The organism is Streptococcus xiaochunlingii (genome assembly GCF_006385805.1).
GTDB lineage: Bacteria > Bacillota > Bacilli > Lactobacillales > Streptococcaceae > Streptococcus > Streptococcus xiaochunlingii.
In genome coordinates this window covers 30696-46496 of the sequence record NZ_VFSG01000001.1, presented here as the reverse complement: position 1 = coordinate 46496, position 15801 = coordinate 30696, and the positions used below count along the sequence as shown (strand labels likewise).

Sequence of the window (15801 nt, the reverse complement as noted above, 5' to 3'; positions counted from 1 at the left end):
CTTAACGATTACGGAAAAATGGTGGTGTTTCCAACTCATCATCTTCTGAAGAAGAATCTACATAGCGTTCTACTTGACGACCAGTGCTAGCATCAGACTGGCGTACAATGTTTTCACGACGAATGTCCCAATCTCCAAACGCAGATCCACGAGGTGTTTCTTGTTTAGCACGTGATTGAGGAGTAGGCATGTCAATTTCTTCCTTCAAATCGAATTCGCGATCGAATTGTGGAGTTTGTGGACGTTGTTCACGTGGTCCAGTTTGATAGTAACGTGCTGAACTTGGTGCATGAGATGCAATTCCACTAACTCTTTCAACTTTGTCCTGACGAACACCAGTTGCAACAACCGTTACGCGGATTTCATCTTTCATTGATTCATCAATAGATGTACCGAGCCAAATGTTTACGCCATGACCAGCTGCTTGGTTAACAATTTCAGAAGCTTCTTCTGCTTCAATCAAGGTCATATCCAAACCACCAGTAACGTTGACGATCACGTCTTCAGCACCGTCAATGGTTGTTTCAAGGAGTGGTGAGTAGATAGCTTTACGAGCCGCTTCAATGACACGCTCTTCACCATTACCTACACCAATACCCATCAAGGCATTTCCTTTATTTTCCATAACAGTCTTCACGTCAGCGAAGTCAAGGTTAATCAAGCCTGGGCTTGTGATCAAGTCAGTGATCCCTTGAACCCCTTGGCGAAGGACATTATCTGCTTCACTCAAAGCTTCAAGAAGTGGTGTTTTCTTATCTACAATTTCTAACAAGTTGTTATTAGAAATGATCAACAAAGTATCCACATGCTCGCGAAGTTCATTGATCCCTTCGATTGCAAAGTTTCCGCGTTTAGTTCCTTCAAATCCGAAAGGACGAGTTACAACGGCTACTGTCAAAGCACCAACAGCTTTAGCAATACGAGCGATAACTGGTGCAGCACCTGTACCAGATCCTCCACCCATTCCTGCAGTGATGAAGACCATGTCTGCACCTTGCAAAGCTTCTGTCAATACTTCTTCACTTTCTTCTGCAGCTTTACGACCAACCTCAGGTTGACCTCCAGCACCCAAACCACGAGTCAATTTAGGACCCAATTGGATAACTGTTTCTGCTTTTGCACTTGAAAGTGCTTGTACGTCTGTGTTTGCTGCGATGAATTCTACACCAGCAACTCCTTCGTCAATCATGCGGTTGATGGCATTGCCACCACCACCTCCGACACCGATTACTTTAATAACTGCGCCTTGTGTCGCTGCTGTGTCAAATGAAAATGTCATAAATGCTTACACTCCTTAATCAAACATATTACCGATAAAATTCTTCATTCGGTCTGTAAAGGTAGTTTTTTCTTCTTGTTTTTGTTCTTCAACTGGATGTTGTTGCTCGACGTTAACTACAGGTTCAATTTCTTCCGGTACATATGCTGGAACAACTGGTTGCTGTACGGGACGCTCAAATTGAATTGGTTGCTGACGAAGACGTTGGTCTCCATGTACAGCAGCCTGAGCAAGAATATCTACATCTGTTAGATTCCCTGCATATTCAGACAAACTAATCACGTGGGCAAAAGCTGGATTGCGGATACCAATTTGATTTGGAACATACAATTTCACATTTACACCAAAGACTTCTTGCGCCAATTCTTCAATACCAGGGAGAATAGCGCCACCACCAATGATGACAATTCCTCCAGGCAAATCAAGCAAATGTCTTCTTTCAAGATCTTGTTTGATTTGGTCGAAGATGTGTTTGATTCGTGCTGAAATAATTTCTGCCAAATATTTTTCAGATACTTGAACAGGTTCTACTTCACCGATTACTTCAACATGGAAGACCTCATCTCCCACAGATGGAACATAAGCTTCTCCATAGTTGAACTTCAAGCCTTCTGCTAATTTTTGAGAGGTTTTCAATACTTTAGAAATATCTTTTGTAACATAGTCGCCACCTTCTTGGTAGATATTTGTAAATTGAAGTTCTTGATTACGAACAGAAGCTACTGTCGTTTGTCCTCCACCTAAATCAATGACGGTCGCACCAAACTCTCGTTCTCCTTCGTTCAATACAGACTTAATCATTGCAAGTGGTGAAATAATGATGTTCTCAACTTGCAATCCAGCACGTTCAACTGTTTTCCGTAAATTATGGAGGACAGTTCTAGGACCGGTATACAAGAGTCCACGCATTTCCAAACGGATCCCCATCATTCCACGTGGATCGCGAATTCCTTGGAAACCATCAACTGTAAATTCTTCTGGAATAAAGGTAATGACTTCACGGTCTGGAGTCATACTCTTTGTTAATGCAGATCTGACAACATTTTCAACATCTGCATCTGTAATTTCTTTTGAATCACTGGTTACAGGAATCATTCCTTGAGTTGCTTCAATTTGAAGAAGGTTCGCTGGCAACCCAACGTTAACAAGATTGATTGAAATTCCTGCTTTTTCTTCTGCTTGGCTTACTGCACTTTTAATCGCATTAGAAGCAGCCTCAATATCAACAATAATTCCATCTTTGACGCCAGCACTTTTCGCATTGCTGACTCCAATTACATTCATTTCTCCATTGACATGTTCTGCCACCAATACTTTTATTGAACTAGTACCGATATCTAAACCTGTAAAAAAGCCGTTTCTAGCCATTACACCAGTCCTCTCTCTTTTGTTTTCCTATACGTCAATTAATAGCTCCATTTTAGTTAGAACTATCCAAATTTCATTATAACACAAAAATGCCCATAGTGGGCATATTTTCTTTATTTATTTCAGATAATTTATGAGGGTTTACTCAGCGGGAACTTCTTCGTGTTGCTCGGTTACGACTGCACTCTCATCAGAATCTGTCGAGTTAGCATCAGCTTCTTCTGTTTTGTTCCCTTCCCCTTCTTCTTTTTCTTTCTTTTCCTGAGCTAAAGTAGCCATTGTTTCTGCATTGTAACTGTATATACCTGCTTCCATGTCAATGACACTGTCATCTTCAATTAGCTTGCGAATTTGATTGTAATAAGGCAATTTACGCTTGATCTGAGATACAGGCACTAAAACCTTTGTGCCATCCTTCATGGTCAGCGTCACTAAATCCTTAGTCACCTTGCTCGGTGTCAAGTCCACTGACTCAATTTCATCGCGCACAGAAGATGGTATTTTCCCCAGTTGTTTCACAAATTGTCGGACCAATTCACGATCAGAAAAACGAACAGTCAGGTAAGCCTTGGGAAGCTGATCAGCAACAACTGGTGTCTCTACCACTTCCCCATTTTCTAAAATAGGATAATGATCTTCCTCCGTCACATAGTAACCAAAGACCTGGTGTTCCTCAACCTGAACCTTAAAAGTCGTAGGGAAGGCATAAGTCATCGAAATATCTTTGACCCACGGACTCGCTGCCTTCATATTGGCAAGATAGCGATCCCGATTCAAAAAAGTTGTCAAGGTATAATCCCGATCTTGGATCTGACTCTTTTCAAACAACAAAGTCTGATCCGCATTTTTATTCCCTGAGAATTCGATGATTTTTTGCTTAGCTAAGGGTGTTAAAAGATAGACAGAAAAGACTGCAATCAAGGTACTGATCACCAAAACAGGAATAGCTCGATAGATGTGACGTCTCGCAATCTGACCTTCCTTTTTGGTCTTCTTCGCTAGTTCCTCTTCTTCGAATCTATCTTCTGAAGGCTCTGTTAGGTAGATGATTTTTTCTTCTTCATTCTCTTCGTCTATTCCGTCAGGAAGTGTTTCTTGCAATCCCTCCTCAGCTACACCAGCTACGTTCTCATCTTCCTCTACTTCTGCAGACTCGCCATCTTGCCCACCTGCTTCTGGATCTTCAGAAGGAATTTTTTGATTCAGAAGTTCCTGTCTTTCCTTCTCTTCTTGTGCCTTCTTTTCTTTTTCTTCTTGCTCTTCTATTTGTTTTTTCTTTTGATACTCCTGGTTCCGTCTCTGCCATTCAGAGAGCTTCGTGACTTCCTTAGGAGTTTTTTGGTTCTTCTTATCCGTCATTTTTTCCTTTTATTAATTTCTTGATGGACTAGGTTATAAAATTCATCCAAGGAAAGCAATTCATTCGAATCCTTCATCGCTTGATGATAGCTTTCTGCCCCTTGGAATATTTTATCCATCGTTTCTTGCAAACGATCCATGCTCAAATCTGGCTCAGCGATGGTTTCTGCATAGCCTTTTTCCACAAAGTATTGAGCATTTTCAATCTGATCTCCCCGACTAGCCTCTTTCCCTAGGGGAACGATGATATGGAGCTTATTCATGGCCAAGAGTTCAAAAATCGTATTGGCACCTCCACGAGTCACTACTAGGTCTGCCTTTTGGAGCAAAGGAAGATAGTGATCCGTCACGTAGTCCACGCGATAAAGATGAGGTGCTTGTTCATTCAAAGAGGAGTCCCCTGTCAAATTAATGACATTGTATCTTGCTAGCAAGGTTTCTCGATTTTTTGTGACAAACTCATTGAACACTCGTGCACCAGCAGAACCACCCACAAAGAGAAGGGTTGGCAACTGTGGATCAAATTGAGCAAATACTGCTTCCAATTCTTGTGGGATTGGAAGTTGTTCCTGACGAACCTTGGTCACAGCTCCCACATGTTGGGCTTTCACTAGGCTTTTTGGCTGTTCAAAGGTTGTGAACATTTTCGTTGCAAACTTATAGGCAATTTTATTGGCCAAGCCCATGGAACGGTCAGATTCGTGGACCAATACAGGAACGAAGCAAAGTCGCGCAGCCACTACCGGAGGAACTGAAACGAAGCCTCCTTTAGAAAACAAAACCTGCGGCCGTACACGAAGCATGATCCAAATCGATTGGAGAATCCCCCAGAAGACCTTGAAAATATCCAACATATTTTGCCAAGAAAAATAACGGCGCAACTTGCCCGTTGCAATCGAATGGAAATGGATGTCCAAGCCAGACTTCAAAATCTCTTGGTGTTCAATCCCCTTCTTGTCCCCAATATAATGAACTTCCCAACCGTCCTCGATGAAGCGAGGGATGAGGAGAAGGTTCAAGGTCACATGCCCAACTGTACCTCCCCCTGTAAATACTATTTTTTTCATATTATTTTTTCAACTCTTCTACTGTTTTAAGGAACTCATCGCCCCGTACTTCGAAATTCGCGTACATATCCCAGCTGGCATTGGCTGGACTAAGCAAGACGATATCACCTGGCTCAGCTATTTCAAAGGCTTTGCGCGTTGCATCTGCCACATCCGTCGCATCTAGATAAGCCACACCCGCTTGATCCGCTGCTCGTTTCACCCGTTCAGCAGACTCTCCAAGGATGACCATCTTTTTAAGACCAGTAATATCTGGCACCAATTCGTCAAACTCATTGCCTCGGTCCAAGCCACCAGCGATTAATATGACATGAGCGTTATCAAAGCCAGACAAGGCTTTTTGGGTTGCTAAGATGTTGGTAGACTTACTATCATTGTAGAATTTCACCCCTTCAATCTCAGCTACATACTGCAAGCGGTGCTTCACCCCGCCAAAGGCTGATAAGATTTCTTGGATAGTTTGATTGTCAACACCACGAAGTTTGGCCACTGCAATGGTAGCTAAAGCATTTTCTACATTGTGGCTGCCTGGTACTCCAATTTGGTCTGCTCGCATGACGGCTTCACCTCGGAAGTAAAGGACACCGTCCTCTAAATATGCTCCATCTACCTTTTCTTGGGTTGAAAATGGCACCACAGTAGCCTGTGTTTGCTGAGACAAGTCTTTGGCTAGATCCTGATTAAAGTTTAGTACCACAAAATCCTTGGCCGTCATATTCTTTTGAATTGCCCATTTTGCAGCTACATAACCTTCGAACGATCCGTGGTAATCCAAATGTGTCGGCATGAGATTGGTGATGACTGCGATTTCTGGATGGAAGGCTTCAATCCCCATCAATTGGAAAGAAGACAATTCCATCACCAATGTGTCTTTAGCTGTCGCTGTTTGAGCGACTTGACTAGCTGGAAAACCAATATTTCCAGACAAGAGACCGTTTTGTCCAGCGGCAGTTAATACTTCTCCAATCATGGTAGTGGTGGTTGTTTTTCCGTTTGAACCAGTGATTCCGATGATTGGCGCTTCTGAAATGAGGTAGGCCAATTCAACTTCGGTCAAAACAGGGATGCCTTTTTCAAGGGCCCGTTCAACCATAGGATTCGTGTAAGGAATTCCAGGATTCTTCACCATCACTGCAAAGTCTTCATCCAAGAGTTCCAGAGGATGTCCTCCTGTCACGACTTTGATTCCTTCTTCCAGTAAACTTTGGGCTGCAGGATTTTCTTCAAAGGCTTTGCCATCATTCACCGTTACGATAGCTCCTAAGCGATCGAGTAGTCGCGCTGCAGATTCTCCAGACTTAGCCAATCCTAAAACAAGGACTTTTTTATTTTTAAATGTTTCAATGACGTTCATAGCTTTTTTCTCTCCAATTTGTTCACCTTCTATTTTACCCTTTTTTAGACAAATTAAAAAGCCTTAAGACAGCAAAAGAAGCAACACGTATAAAAATGACCGCTTCAGCATCTTTCATAAAAAAGAGTCGCCATGATTTTCTATCACAACAACTCTTTTTTATGGAGACAAGATCTCCAGTTTATTCTGATTTATCCAAGCGTTTAGAAGACTTGGTCGGCAATCGCGAAATATCAACGAGGGCCAGGTAGCCCACAAAAGCAAGGAAGGCGCCAACAAAAAATTCTGATGGCAATTGGAAAATTTGGAAAATCGCTAAGCAAAGTAGGATGACCAAAGAGACCAATAATACGACCAGGGTTACTACATTCAGAGTTCCTCTAATGCTCTTTGGAGCTGCAAAAAGGTAAAAAAGGAGGATCAAAATACCTATAATTAAATAAACCATTTTGTCACTCCTTTCTTATTTTTTATTCAGCTGCAGCTGATTTTTTCTTTTTGTTTGCTTTTTCGCGTTCTGCCTTATTCAAGATTTGTTTACGTAGACGGATTGATTCAGGCGTTACTTCCATGTACTCATCGTCGTTCAAGAACTCGAGTGATTCTTCAAGCGTCAAGATACGAGGAGTCTTGATAACCGCTGTTTGGTCCTTAGTAGCGGAGCGAACGTTGGTCATTTGTTTAGCCTTCGTGATGTTAACAGTCAAGTCATTTTCACGAGAGTTTTCACCGATGATCATTCCTTCGTAAACCTCAGTACCAGGGTTGACAAAGATAGTACCACGTTCTTCGATAGACATGATAGAGTAGGTTGTTGCCTTACCAGCATCGATAGAAACAAGGGCACCACGGTGACGACCGCCAATTTCACCTGGAATCAATGGCAAGTATTGGTCGAAGGTATGGTTCATGATCCCGTATCCACGAGTCATTGACAAGAATTCAGTTGAATATCCAATCAAACCACGCGCAGGAACTAGGAAGACCAAACGAGTTTGACCATTACCTGTTGCAATCATATCCAACATTTCACCCTTACGTTCAGAAAGGCTTTGGATGACAGACCCTTGGTATTCTTCCGGAGTATCGATTTGCACACGCTCAAATGGCTCGCACTTCACACCATCAATTTCTTTTACGATAACTTCTGGACGAGATACTTGAAGCTCATAGCCTTCACGGCGCATGGTTTCGATCAAGATTGACAAGTGCAATTCCCCACGTCCTGAAACGGTCCATTTATCTGGTGAGTCCGTTGGATCTACACGAAGAGATACGTCTGTTTGCAATTCTGCTTGAAGGCGCTCTTCGACCTTACGTGAAGTCACCCATTTCCCTTCACGACCAGCAAAAGGTGAGTTGTTAACTAAGAAGGTCATTTGAAGGGTTGGCTCATCGATATGAAGAACTGGAAGAGCTTCAACTGCGTCTGTAGGAGTGATGGTTTCACCAACGAAGATATCTTCCATACCTGATACGGCAATCAAGTCACCAGCCTTGGCTTCTTGGATTTCACGACGTTCCAAACCAAAGAAACCGAAGAGTTTTGTGACACGGAAGTTCTTGGTTGTACCGTCAAGTTTAGAAAGGGTAACTTGGTCACCAACTTTTACGGTACCACGGAAGACACGTCCAATACCGATACGTCCTACGAAGTCATTGTAGTCAAGAAGAGACACTTGGAATTGAAGGGGCTCATCTGAGTTATCAACTGGAGCTGGGATGTGGTCGATAATGGTGTCAAATATTGGCGCCATGGTCTTTTCTTGATCTGCTGGATCATCTGACAAGGAAGATGTTCCGTTGATCGCTGACGCATAAACAACTGGGAAGTCAAGTTGGTCATCATCCGCACCAAGCTCGATGAAGAGTTCCAAGACTTCGTCTACTACTTCTGCTGGACGAGCAGATGGCTTATCGATTTTGTTAACTACAACGATCGGCACAAGGTCTTGTTCCAAGGCTTTTTTCAATACGAAACGAGTCTGTGGCATGGTTCCTTCGTAGGCATCTACTACCAAAACAACACCATCAACCATTTTCATGATCCGCTCAACTTCTCCACCGAAGTCCGCGTGTCCTGGTGTGTCCATGATGTTGATACGAGTCCCGTTGTAAGCAACGGCTGTATTTTTCGCAAGGATGGTGATTCCACGCTCTTTTTCGATATCGTTTGAGTCCATTGCACGCTCTGCCAACTCTGTACGCGCGTCAAGAGTTTCAGATTGTTTCAACAATTCGTCAACGAGGGTTGTTTTACCGTGGTCGACGTGGGCGATAATCGCGATATTACGGATATCTTCTCTTAATTTTGTCATGATTTCCTCTATTGTATTCAAAAATTTATTTTCTAACTGAACGATTATACCACAATTTTAAGCAAATGACTTAACTCAAGTAAGTGTAAATGTTTTCATGCTTTCTTTCGAAAACCTTCTTTCTCATTCCCACTCCTAACCACTCTATTCATGAAAATCTTTCACCTCTTTATCCCTTTTCTTCATCCTTTTTCCGAATACTTGTGATTCTCTCCATTTCATGCTATCCTGTCTTTTATGAGATTAGATCAATTACTGGCCCACTACCAAATTCCCCGCAAAGAAATCAAACAGTGCCTAGCCAAAAAGCAGATCCTAGTCGACGGACTTGCTGCAACAAAATTATCCCAAAATGTCGATACAGGTCTCCAAGAAGTTCGCTGGAAGGATCGGATTCTTACCGACTGTTCCCACCACTATTTTCTTCTTCATAAACCTCAAGGACTAGTGACGGCTACCAAGGATGCCCAACATCCTACAGTATTGGACCTCCTCCGAGCAGAAGACCGGACCCCCAAGACCTATCCTATCGGTCGACTGGATCGGGATACGACCGGGCTCCTCCTACTCACAGACAATGGACCTCTAGGTTTCCAACTCCTTCATCCCCAATACCATATTGAAAAAGAATACGCGGTAACAGTCAACGGCCCTCTTGAACCCGCTCATATAGAGGAATTTCAAGAAGGAATCACCTTCTTAGACGGGACAACATGCAAGCCTGCCAAACTAAAAATCCTTAACTCCAGCCTTACCGAAAGCCAGGCCCTGGTCACCCTGTCTGAAGGAAAATTTCATCAGGTGAAAAAGATGTTTTTATCCATTGGGGTCAAAGTCACTACTTTAAAACGAGTTCGCTTTGGGCCTTTTACTTTAGAGGATGAGCTGAAAGAGGGGCATTATCGCCCCCTCACATCAGTTGAATGTGACGCGATTCGCTCTTTTTTAGAAGAAACCCGCTAAAAAACTCCAGAAGCTCATACTTCTGGAGTTTTAATCTTAGTTCGTTTTTACCTTTCCATCCCAAGAATCCAAACCATAGGACAAGATATAGATATCTTTGTAACCCTGTTTTTTCAAGAAGAGGGCCGCATTGGTCACACGGGACCCACGACTGTTCTCATAGAGCAAGACTGGCTTATCTTTGCGAAGGGCAGCCAAGCTCACTTTTAATTGGTTGGATGGAATGTTCCGAGCTCCCAAAATATGCTTAGCGTGGAATTCATTCGGATCACGCAAGTCCACTAATTGGCCTTTGCGGATCAATTCTTCAAACTCTACATTGTCCACAATTTTTGCAGCACGACGGATACGGAAGTAATTGTAGCCCATCCAGCCAAACATCCCTAAAACAATCAACCATACTAAAACACTTGTTACATTCACTTTTCTTTCTCCTCTTCTAAATAACGTAATTCCTGTGCGTGTTCTCTACGTAAGACAGCTTCTGCTTCTAGATAATCCAATTTTTCCATCAGCCCAGCGTCATAGATCCTTTTCAATTCAATCTTCATCAATTCAATGTCGTAAAGCCGTTTTCCGACATAAATAATGATTCCAAATTTTTTCAGAAATTGTTGAACATCGTACAGGGTTTTCATGTGCTTATTCTATCAAATCTTTCAAGTATTTTCAAGATGGCCCCTGTTTTATTTACAGGAAAAATCTCCTCCCAAAAACGAGCCTCCCAAGCAAGGAAGGCTCGTTTGTTTAATTTCAGATTACAAACCTGGTGCTTGTCCTAATTCAGCGGCAATCATCCAGATATGTTTTTCCAATTCAGCTTTTGCACCAACAAAGATATCGTTGGTCACGTCATCTCCTTCAGCATCTGTGATATCCAAGGCTTTTTGATAAAGACTTACCAAGTAGCGGAAGATAGAAAGGACACGTCCAAAATTTTCTTCCATAGAGCGTTCGAATGAACCTTTTTCTTCTTGGATGTTGCTATGTTCCAAGAACTCAACCATGCTAGCGTACGGAGCACCACCCAAGGTAATCAAGCGTTCACTTACTTCATCAAGAGTCGCATCCAAGCTTTCCATATACTCATCCATTTTTGGATGCCATACGAGGAAGCCACGACCACGCATATACCAATGTACTTGGTGCAAGGCAATATGAGCGACATAAAGGTCTGCCACCACTTGATTCAAAACCGCTTTTGTATCGGTTAAGCTCTTGCTTACTTCGCTAATAGTTGCAAATGTTGCTACATCTTTTGCTGCTTCTTTTTTGATTGTTGTCATAAATGAGTTCTCCTTTTTTAGAATTATTCTAATTTAGTTATATTATAATCCTTCTAATTAAGAAATGCAAGAGAAAATGCTCAAATAAGAAAAGTTAGAAAATTGTTTCATTTCTAATCCTCATTAGTCATCTTTTTTACGAATACTATAAGTATGATCAACTTCTATTTTTTTACAGTCGGCGCCTGTATGGCCTCCTTTTTAGGTCTCGTCATCGACCGTTTTCCAGAAAGCTCCATCATTCGTCCAAGAAGCCATTGCGACCAATGTCAACAGACCTTGGGATTTCTAGACTTGATTCCTATTCTTTCGCAATGCCTTTTTCGATTCCGTTGCCGCTACTGCCAGAGCTCTCTTCCTTATTGGTATGCCCTCTTTGAAGCCTGGAGTGGTCTCCTTTTTTTACTGTGCTATCAGGGTCTTCTTCCCATTCCTCATCTCCTGGTTCTTCTTGGCAGTTGCGTTTTGGCCATCTATGATTTTCGATTCATGGAGTACCCTCTCCTCCTCTGGCTAGTGCTCCACGCTCTTTGCCTGTTTTTCACCAGTCCTACCCTCTTGATGGGAGTCTTTCTCTTCTTAGGAGTCCTGTCAGCTGTTTACTCCATCGGCATTGGAGCAGGGGATTTTCTCTTGCTGGCTACTTTTTCTTTGACCCTCTCGGCCGTCCAAGTCCTCCTAGTCATGCAAGGGGCTTCCCTCATTGGTCTCCTTGCCTTTCTCTTTAAAAAAGAAAAAGACCGGATTCCTTTTGTTCCCTGTCTTTTTCTGAGTTATCATGCTTTACTGTTTTTTACAATTTTAAGCAGATAAGATTTCTTATTTTGTAGCTTTCGCTTCTAGATAATCTGCAATGGCAGCCACGTCCTTATCCCCACGTCCAGAGACATTGATAATAATAATCTTGTCCTTGTCCAATTGTGGAGCACGTTTGACAGCTTCTGCAATCGCGTGTGAGCTTTCAATGGCTGGGAGGATCCCTTCTGTCTTACTGAGGAGAAGAAGAGCTTGAACCGCTTCATCATCTGTCGCTGCTACATATTCAACACGACCAGAATCTTTAAAGAAGGCATGCTCTGGACCAACCCCTGGGTAGTCCAAACCAGCAGAGATCGAGTACACTGGCGCTACTTTTCCATCTTCGCCAAAGACAGCGTAGGTCTTCATCCCATCGACAACTCCTACAGTCCCCTTAGTCATGGTCGCTGCGTGCTGGTCTGTGTCCAAACCATGACCAGCTGCTTCAACACCGACCAATTTGACTTCCTCATCGCCTACATATTGGGAGAAGGCACCGATGGCATTGGATCCACCACCAACACAGGCAATCACATAGTCTGGCAAACGACCTTCTTTTCCCAAGATTTGACGTTTAGACTCTTCACTGATCACTTTTTGGAATTCATGGACAATGGTTGGGTAAGGGTGAGGTCCAACAGCAGAACCCAAAACATAAAAAGCATCGAGGTCTGCCATCCATGCTCCAAAAGCAGCATCAACGGCGTCTTTCAAGGTCTTGGTTCCTGTTTCAACTGCATGAACGGTTGCCCCCATCATTTCCATGCGGAAGACATTGAGACGTTGACGCTCCACGTCTTCTGCTCCCATGTAAACATCACAGGCCATACCGAACTTAGCTGCCGCAGCTGCTGTAGCCACACCATGTTGACCGGCTCCTGTTTCAGCGATCACGCGCGTTTTGCCCATGCGCTTAGCTAAGAGGATTTGCCCCAAGACGTTATTCAATTTATGCGAACCTAGGTGATTCAAGTCTTCGCGCTTCAAATAAATTTTCGCCCCACCTAAATGCTCTGTCAAACTTTCCGCAAAGTAGAGCGGTGTTTCCCGGCCAGAATAATCTTTGAGATAATGTTTGTATTCTGCGATAAATTCTGGATCATTTTTATACTGTTCAAAAGTTGCCTCTAATTGATCAAGCAAGTTTTGAATAGGTTCTGGTACGAAAGATCCACCAAATTGTCCGAAATAGCCTTTTGTTTCTGTCATGATTGTGTCCTCTTTTCTATATCTTCAATCCTGTTTATGATCTTTTTTCTCTCTCGCTGGTCCTTTGAGCTGCAGTCTCACTGGATTCCTTTGAGATACAAAAAACCTCACACAGAAAAATCTGTGTGAGGACGATTCGATACCGCGGTGCCACCTCAATTGTAGGAAGACAATCTTTCTCCTACATCTCTGACCTGTCTAACAACAGGGTGCACGATAAGGTGTGCTCACCGAATTTTTATTGTTTCAAATTCATCATCATAAACGCATCAGCCCATTTCAAGATTCACCACTGCTTGTTCGCAATGACCACAAGCTCCCTGGAAGTGAGAAAAACCTCTACTTTTCTGATGTCTTGAAGCTATTATAGCTTCCTTCCTACAGTTTGTCAACCCAAAATTTGCAATCGTATTCAATTGTTCGGATTTTGTACCAAACTAAGATAGCTTGTCCTTACTTATAGAAGCTTGCAGCCATTTAAAACACAGATAGGCTAGGTAGCCTCCCAGGGTATTGGTCCACAGATCATCTATCTCAAACACCCGATTGAAATCAAATAAAAGGTCTAGGACAATCTGACTGAGCTCAATCCACAAACTCATCCCTAGACTAAAGCAAAGGACGCGTTTCCGAGTGCCTAGCCAAGGCCAGAGCCAAAGCAGTTGAAAGACCAAAGGGGATAAAAGAAAGATGTTGGCTATATTCTGTACAAACACCTTGATCAGCTGGAGCAGACTGGTCACTTGACCTAGGTTGATGAGAGAATTAAAGGGAATCAGTAATACGACTACACGACCAAAATGTTGAATCCCAGGTGTTTCCATCCCTGGTTCAGGCCGCTGGGGAAGAGAACACATGAGACAGAGCAGGACAAAATAGAAGAAACTGCCACCTAGTAGCAGTTGTCTTCCTTTTTTTGTTAATTGCCCTTCTTCTATCAGCCAGTTGTTACGGTTGAGCTTCTTCAACAATGGCTTTCTCCCGGTCTCTCTTCATCGTATTAGAACGCAATTGTCCACAAGCAGCATCGATATCCGTACCATGCTCTTGACGAACCACACAGTTGACTCCGTTTTTCTTCAAGGTGTCATAGAAGGCCATCACGCGCTCTCTTGGACTCCGGCTATATTGGTCATGCTCACTAACTGGGTTGTAAGGAATCAAGTTGACATAAGATAGCTTCTTGATCTTTTTAAGGAGTTCTGCCAATTCCAAGGCTTGTTCGACACCATCATTGACTTCATTAAGCATGATGTACTCGAAGGTCACCCGGCGGTTGGTCGTTTCGATATAGTACTCAATCGCCGCAAACAGTTTCTCAATTGGGAAAGCTCGGTTGATTTTCATGATGCTAGAACGCAAGTCATTGTTTGGAGCATGCAGGGATACTGCCAAATTGACCTGAACCCCTTCATTAGCAAAATCACGAATCTTATGGGCTAAGCCAGACGTTGAAACGGTAATGTGGCGCGCACCGATAGCCAGCCCCTTGTCATCATTGACCGTACGGACAAAGCTCAAGACATTCTTGTAGTTATCAAATGGCTCACCAATTCCCATCACAACGATGTGGCTGACGCGTTCATCTTGTCCACGTTCGTCAAAGTATTTTTGAACCAACATGATTTGGGCAACGATTTCCCCACTGTTCAAGTCGCGTTGTTTCTTGATCAAACCAGATGCACAGAAGGTACAGCCGATGTTGCACCCTACCTGAGTGGTGACACAGACCGACAAGCCATAATGTTGGCGCATCAATACCGTCTCGATCAACATGCCGTCTGGCAACTCAAAGAGGTATTTGACGGTTCCATCTGCTGATTCTTGAACGATCCGTTGTTTCAAAGGATTGATCACGAACTGGTCATTCAAGGTTTCGATCAAGTCCTTCGATAGGTTGGTCATTTCTTCAAATGACTGAACGCGTTTCCGATAAAGCCATTCCCAGATTTGGGTTGCTCGGAATTTCTTTTCACCATGTTCTTCTGCCCACTCGATCAGTTCTTGTCGAGTCAGACCATAAATTGAAGGTTTCATCTTATCTCTTTTCTCTCTTTACTTTTGACGGATGACAAAGTGGCGTTCTTGCTCACCCTGTGCATCTTTTTTTCTAGACCGCTGACGGTTCTTTTTCTTTGGTTGAGAAGCCTTTTGTTTTTGCTCTTGTTCACGTTCTCGTGGCTGATTTTTGGAGCGATTGCGGCGATTTTGACGACCGCCACGCTTAGCAGAACGATTGCCCTCTTCCTGTTGCTTTGGAGAAGATTTCTTGTCAAAGGATGCTCGACGTGGTTCTGCATTTTCTAGGACAAAATAAGCACAGCCATAGCTACAGTATTCTAATAAATAATCTTCCAAGCGACTGATTTTCTCTGTATCTGTGACCGGACGGTCGTCCTTATAGAAGCCACGTAGACGCAACTGTTCATTGCTCCAATCACCGACAATATAATCAAATTTGGTTAAAACCTCTGAAAAGCGCTGACCAAAGACCGTCGCATCAAAGGCATCATTTTGGTTCTCAACTAGCTCAAATGTCAATTGTTCTGCTAGCACTTGATTGCCAACCAGACGAAATTCCGGTCCAGGATATTTATTATAATTAAATAATTCAGGGGATATTTCTTTGCGCATAGTCTTCCTTTATTCATACCTTTAGTTGTAACACTTTATTTTATCATAAATCCCTATCTTTAGATAGAATTTCAACGGAAAAGAGATAATCTGTAAAAAGTCTGACGATTTAATTTACCTCTTCTTCCTGTCTCATCAGAAAAAGCCTGCTTTAGTATGTAGACAA

The 15801-nt window shown here is 42.8% G+C and carries 16 protein-coding genes and 1 other annotated feature; of the genes, 2 read left to right on the top strand and 14 right to left on the bottom strand.

What is annotated here, in order from left to right; genetic code table 11:
- Position 1: 1 nt before the first annotated feature.
- From ftsZ to typA, 7 genes are all read right to left on the bottom strand, one after another.
- Complete coding sequence (gene ftsZ / locus FJR71_RS00280; protein WP_140813796.1) at positions 2–1279, bottom strand: cell division protein FtsZ; 1278 nt, start codon at positions 1277–1279, stop codon at positions 2–4.
- Between the two features lie 15 nt (positions 1280–1294).
- Entirely contained in the window at positions 1295–2647 is a 1353-nt protein-coding gene (gene ftsA / locus FJR71_RS00275; RefSeq protein WP_140813795.1) for a cell division protein FtsA, read from the bottom strand.
- Between the two features lie 141 nt (positions 2648–2788).
- The gene (locus tag FJR71_RS00270; RefSeq protein WP_125329692.1) at positions 2789–4006 is read right to left on the bottom strand and encodes a cell division protein FtsQ/DivIB; all 1218 of its coding nucleotides are present in this window, start codon (positions 4004–4006) and stop codon (positions 2789–2791) included.
- Positions 4003–5073 carry a UDP-N-acetylglucosamine--N-acetylmuramyl-(pentapeptide) pyrophosphoryl-undecaprenol N-acetylglucosamine transferase gene (locus tag FJR71_RS00265; RefSeq protein ID WP_048687746.1) on the bottom strand — a complete coding sequence of 357 codons (1071 nt, stop codon included), beginning with the start codon at positions 5071–5073 and terminating at the stop codon, positions 4003–4005. The genes FJR71_RS00270 and FJR71_RS00265 overlap by 4 nt, the downstream gene beginning before the upstream one ends.
- Before the next feature lies 1 nt (position 5074).
- Positions 5075–6427 carry a UDP-N-acetylmuramoyl-L-alanine--D-glutamate ligase gene (gene murD / locus FJR71_RS00260; RefSeq protein ID WP_140813794.1) on the bottom strand — a complete coding sequence of 451 codons (1353 nt, stop codon included), beginning with the start codon at positions 6425–6427 and terminating at the stop codon, positions 5075–5077.
- Positions 6428–6608: 181 nt separating this feature from the next.
- Positions 6609–6875, bottom strand: a complete 267-nt coding sequence (locus FJR71_RS00255) for a DUF3165 family protein (protein ID WP_023026447.1) — start codon at positions 6873–6875, stop codon at positions 6609–6611.
- A 22-nt stretch (positions 6876–6897) separates the two neighbouring features.
- A complete protein-coding gene (gene typA / locus FJR71_RS00250; protein WP_061563670.1) occupies positions 6898–8745 on the bottom strand; it encodes a translational GTPase TypA in 1848 nt (615 codons plus the stop codon).
- Positions 8746–8982: 237 nt separating this feature from the next.
- Here typA and FJR71_RS00245 point away from each other — a divergent pair, with 237 nt between their 5' ends.
- A complete protein-coding gene (locus FJR71_RS00245; protein ID WP_048687741.1) occupies positions 8983–9708 on the top strand; it encodes a pseudouridine synthase in 726 nt (241 codons plus the stop codon).
- Between the two features lie 36 nt (positions 9709–9744).
- Here FJR71_RS00245 and FJR71_RS00240 read toward each other — a convergent pair whose 3' ends face one another.
- The 3 genes from FJR71_RS00240 to FJR71_RS00230 all read right to left on the bottom strand — a co-directional run bounded on the left by FJR71_RS00240 (position 9745) and on the right by FJR71_RS00230 (position 10994).
- The gene (locus FJR71_RS00240) at positions 9745–10089 is read right to left on the bottom strand and encodes a rhodanese-like domain-containing protein (RefSeq protein WP_048687808.1); all 345 of its coding nucleotides are present in this window, start codon (positions 10087–10089) and stop codon (positions 9745–9747) included.
- A 38-nt stretch (positions 10090–10127) separates the two neighbouring features.
- Entirely contained in the window at positions 10128–10346 is a 219-nt protein-coding gene (locus tag FJR71_RS00235; protein WP_006596794.1) for a YqgQ family protein, read from the bottom strand.
- A 120-nt stretch (positions 10347–10466) separates the two neighbouring features.
- Positions 10467–10994 carry a Dps family protein gene (locus FJR71_RS00230; RefSeq protein WP_048687737.1) on the bottom strand — a complete coding sequence of 176 codons (528 nt, stop codon included), beginning with the start codon at positions 10992–10994 and terminating at the stop codon, positions 10467–10469.
- Between the two features lie 153 nt (positions 10995–11147).
- On the opposite strand from FJR71_RS00230, the gene FJR71_RS00225 reads away from it, so the two are divergent.
- Positions 11148–11807, top strand: a complete 660-nt coding sequence (locus FJR71_RS00225) for a prepilin peptidase (RefSeq protein ID WP_140813793.1) — start codon at positions 11148–11150, stop codon at positions 11805–11807.
- Between the two features lie 6 nt (positions 11808–11813).
- Here the strand turns inward: FJR71_RS00225 and trpB are convergent, their stop codons facing one another.
- From trpB to FJR71_RS00205, 4 genes are all read right to left on the bottom strand, one after another.
- Positions 11814–13001, bottom strand: coding sequence for a tryptophan synthase subunit beta (gene trpB, locus FJR71_RS00220; RefSeq protein ID WP_140813792.1), 1188 nt, complete (start codon positions 12999–13001; stop codon positions 11814–11816).
- A gap of 124 nt (positions 13002–13125) precedes the next feature.
- Positions 13126–13361, bottom strand: a binding site (T-box leader).
- Between the two features lie 77 nt (positions 13362–13438).
- On the bottom strand, positions 13439–13972 hold the full coding sequence (locus FJR71_RS00215) for a VanZ family protein (protein WP_172605083.1): 534 nt from the start codon (positions 13970–13972) through the stop codon (positions 13439–13441).
- Positions 13950–15038, bottom strand: a complete 1089-nt coding sequence (gene rlmN / locus FJR71_RS00210; RefSeq protein WP_048687731.1) for a dual-specificity RNA methyltransferase RlmN — start codon at positions 15036–15038, stop codon at positions 13950–13952. Before rlmN ends, FJR71_RS00215 begins: the two co-directional genes overlap by 23 nt.
- Positions 15039–15056: 18 nt before the next feature.
- Positions 15057–15635: a YutD family protein gene (locus tag FJR71_RS00205; protein ID WP_048687726.1), complete on the bottom strand. Its 579-nt coding sequence runs from the start codon at positions 15633–15635 to the stop codon at positions 15057–15059.
- Positions 15636–15801: the final 166 nt, after the last annotated feature.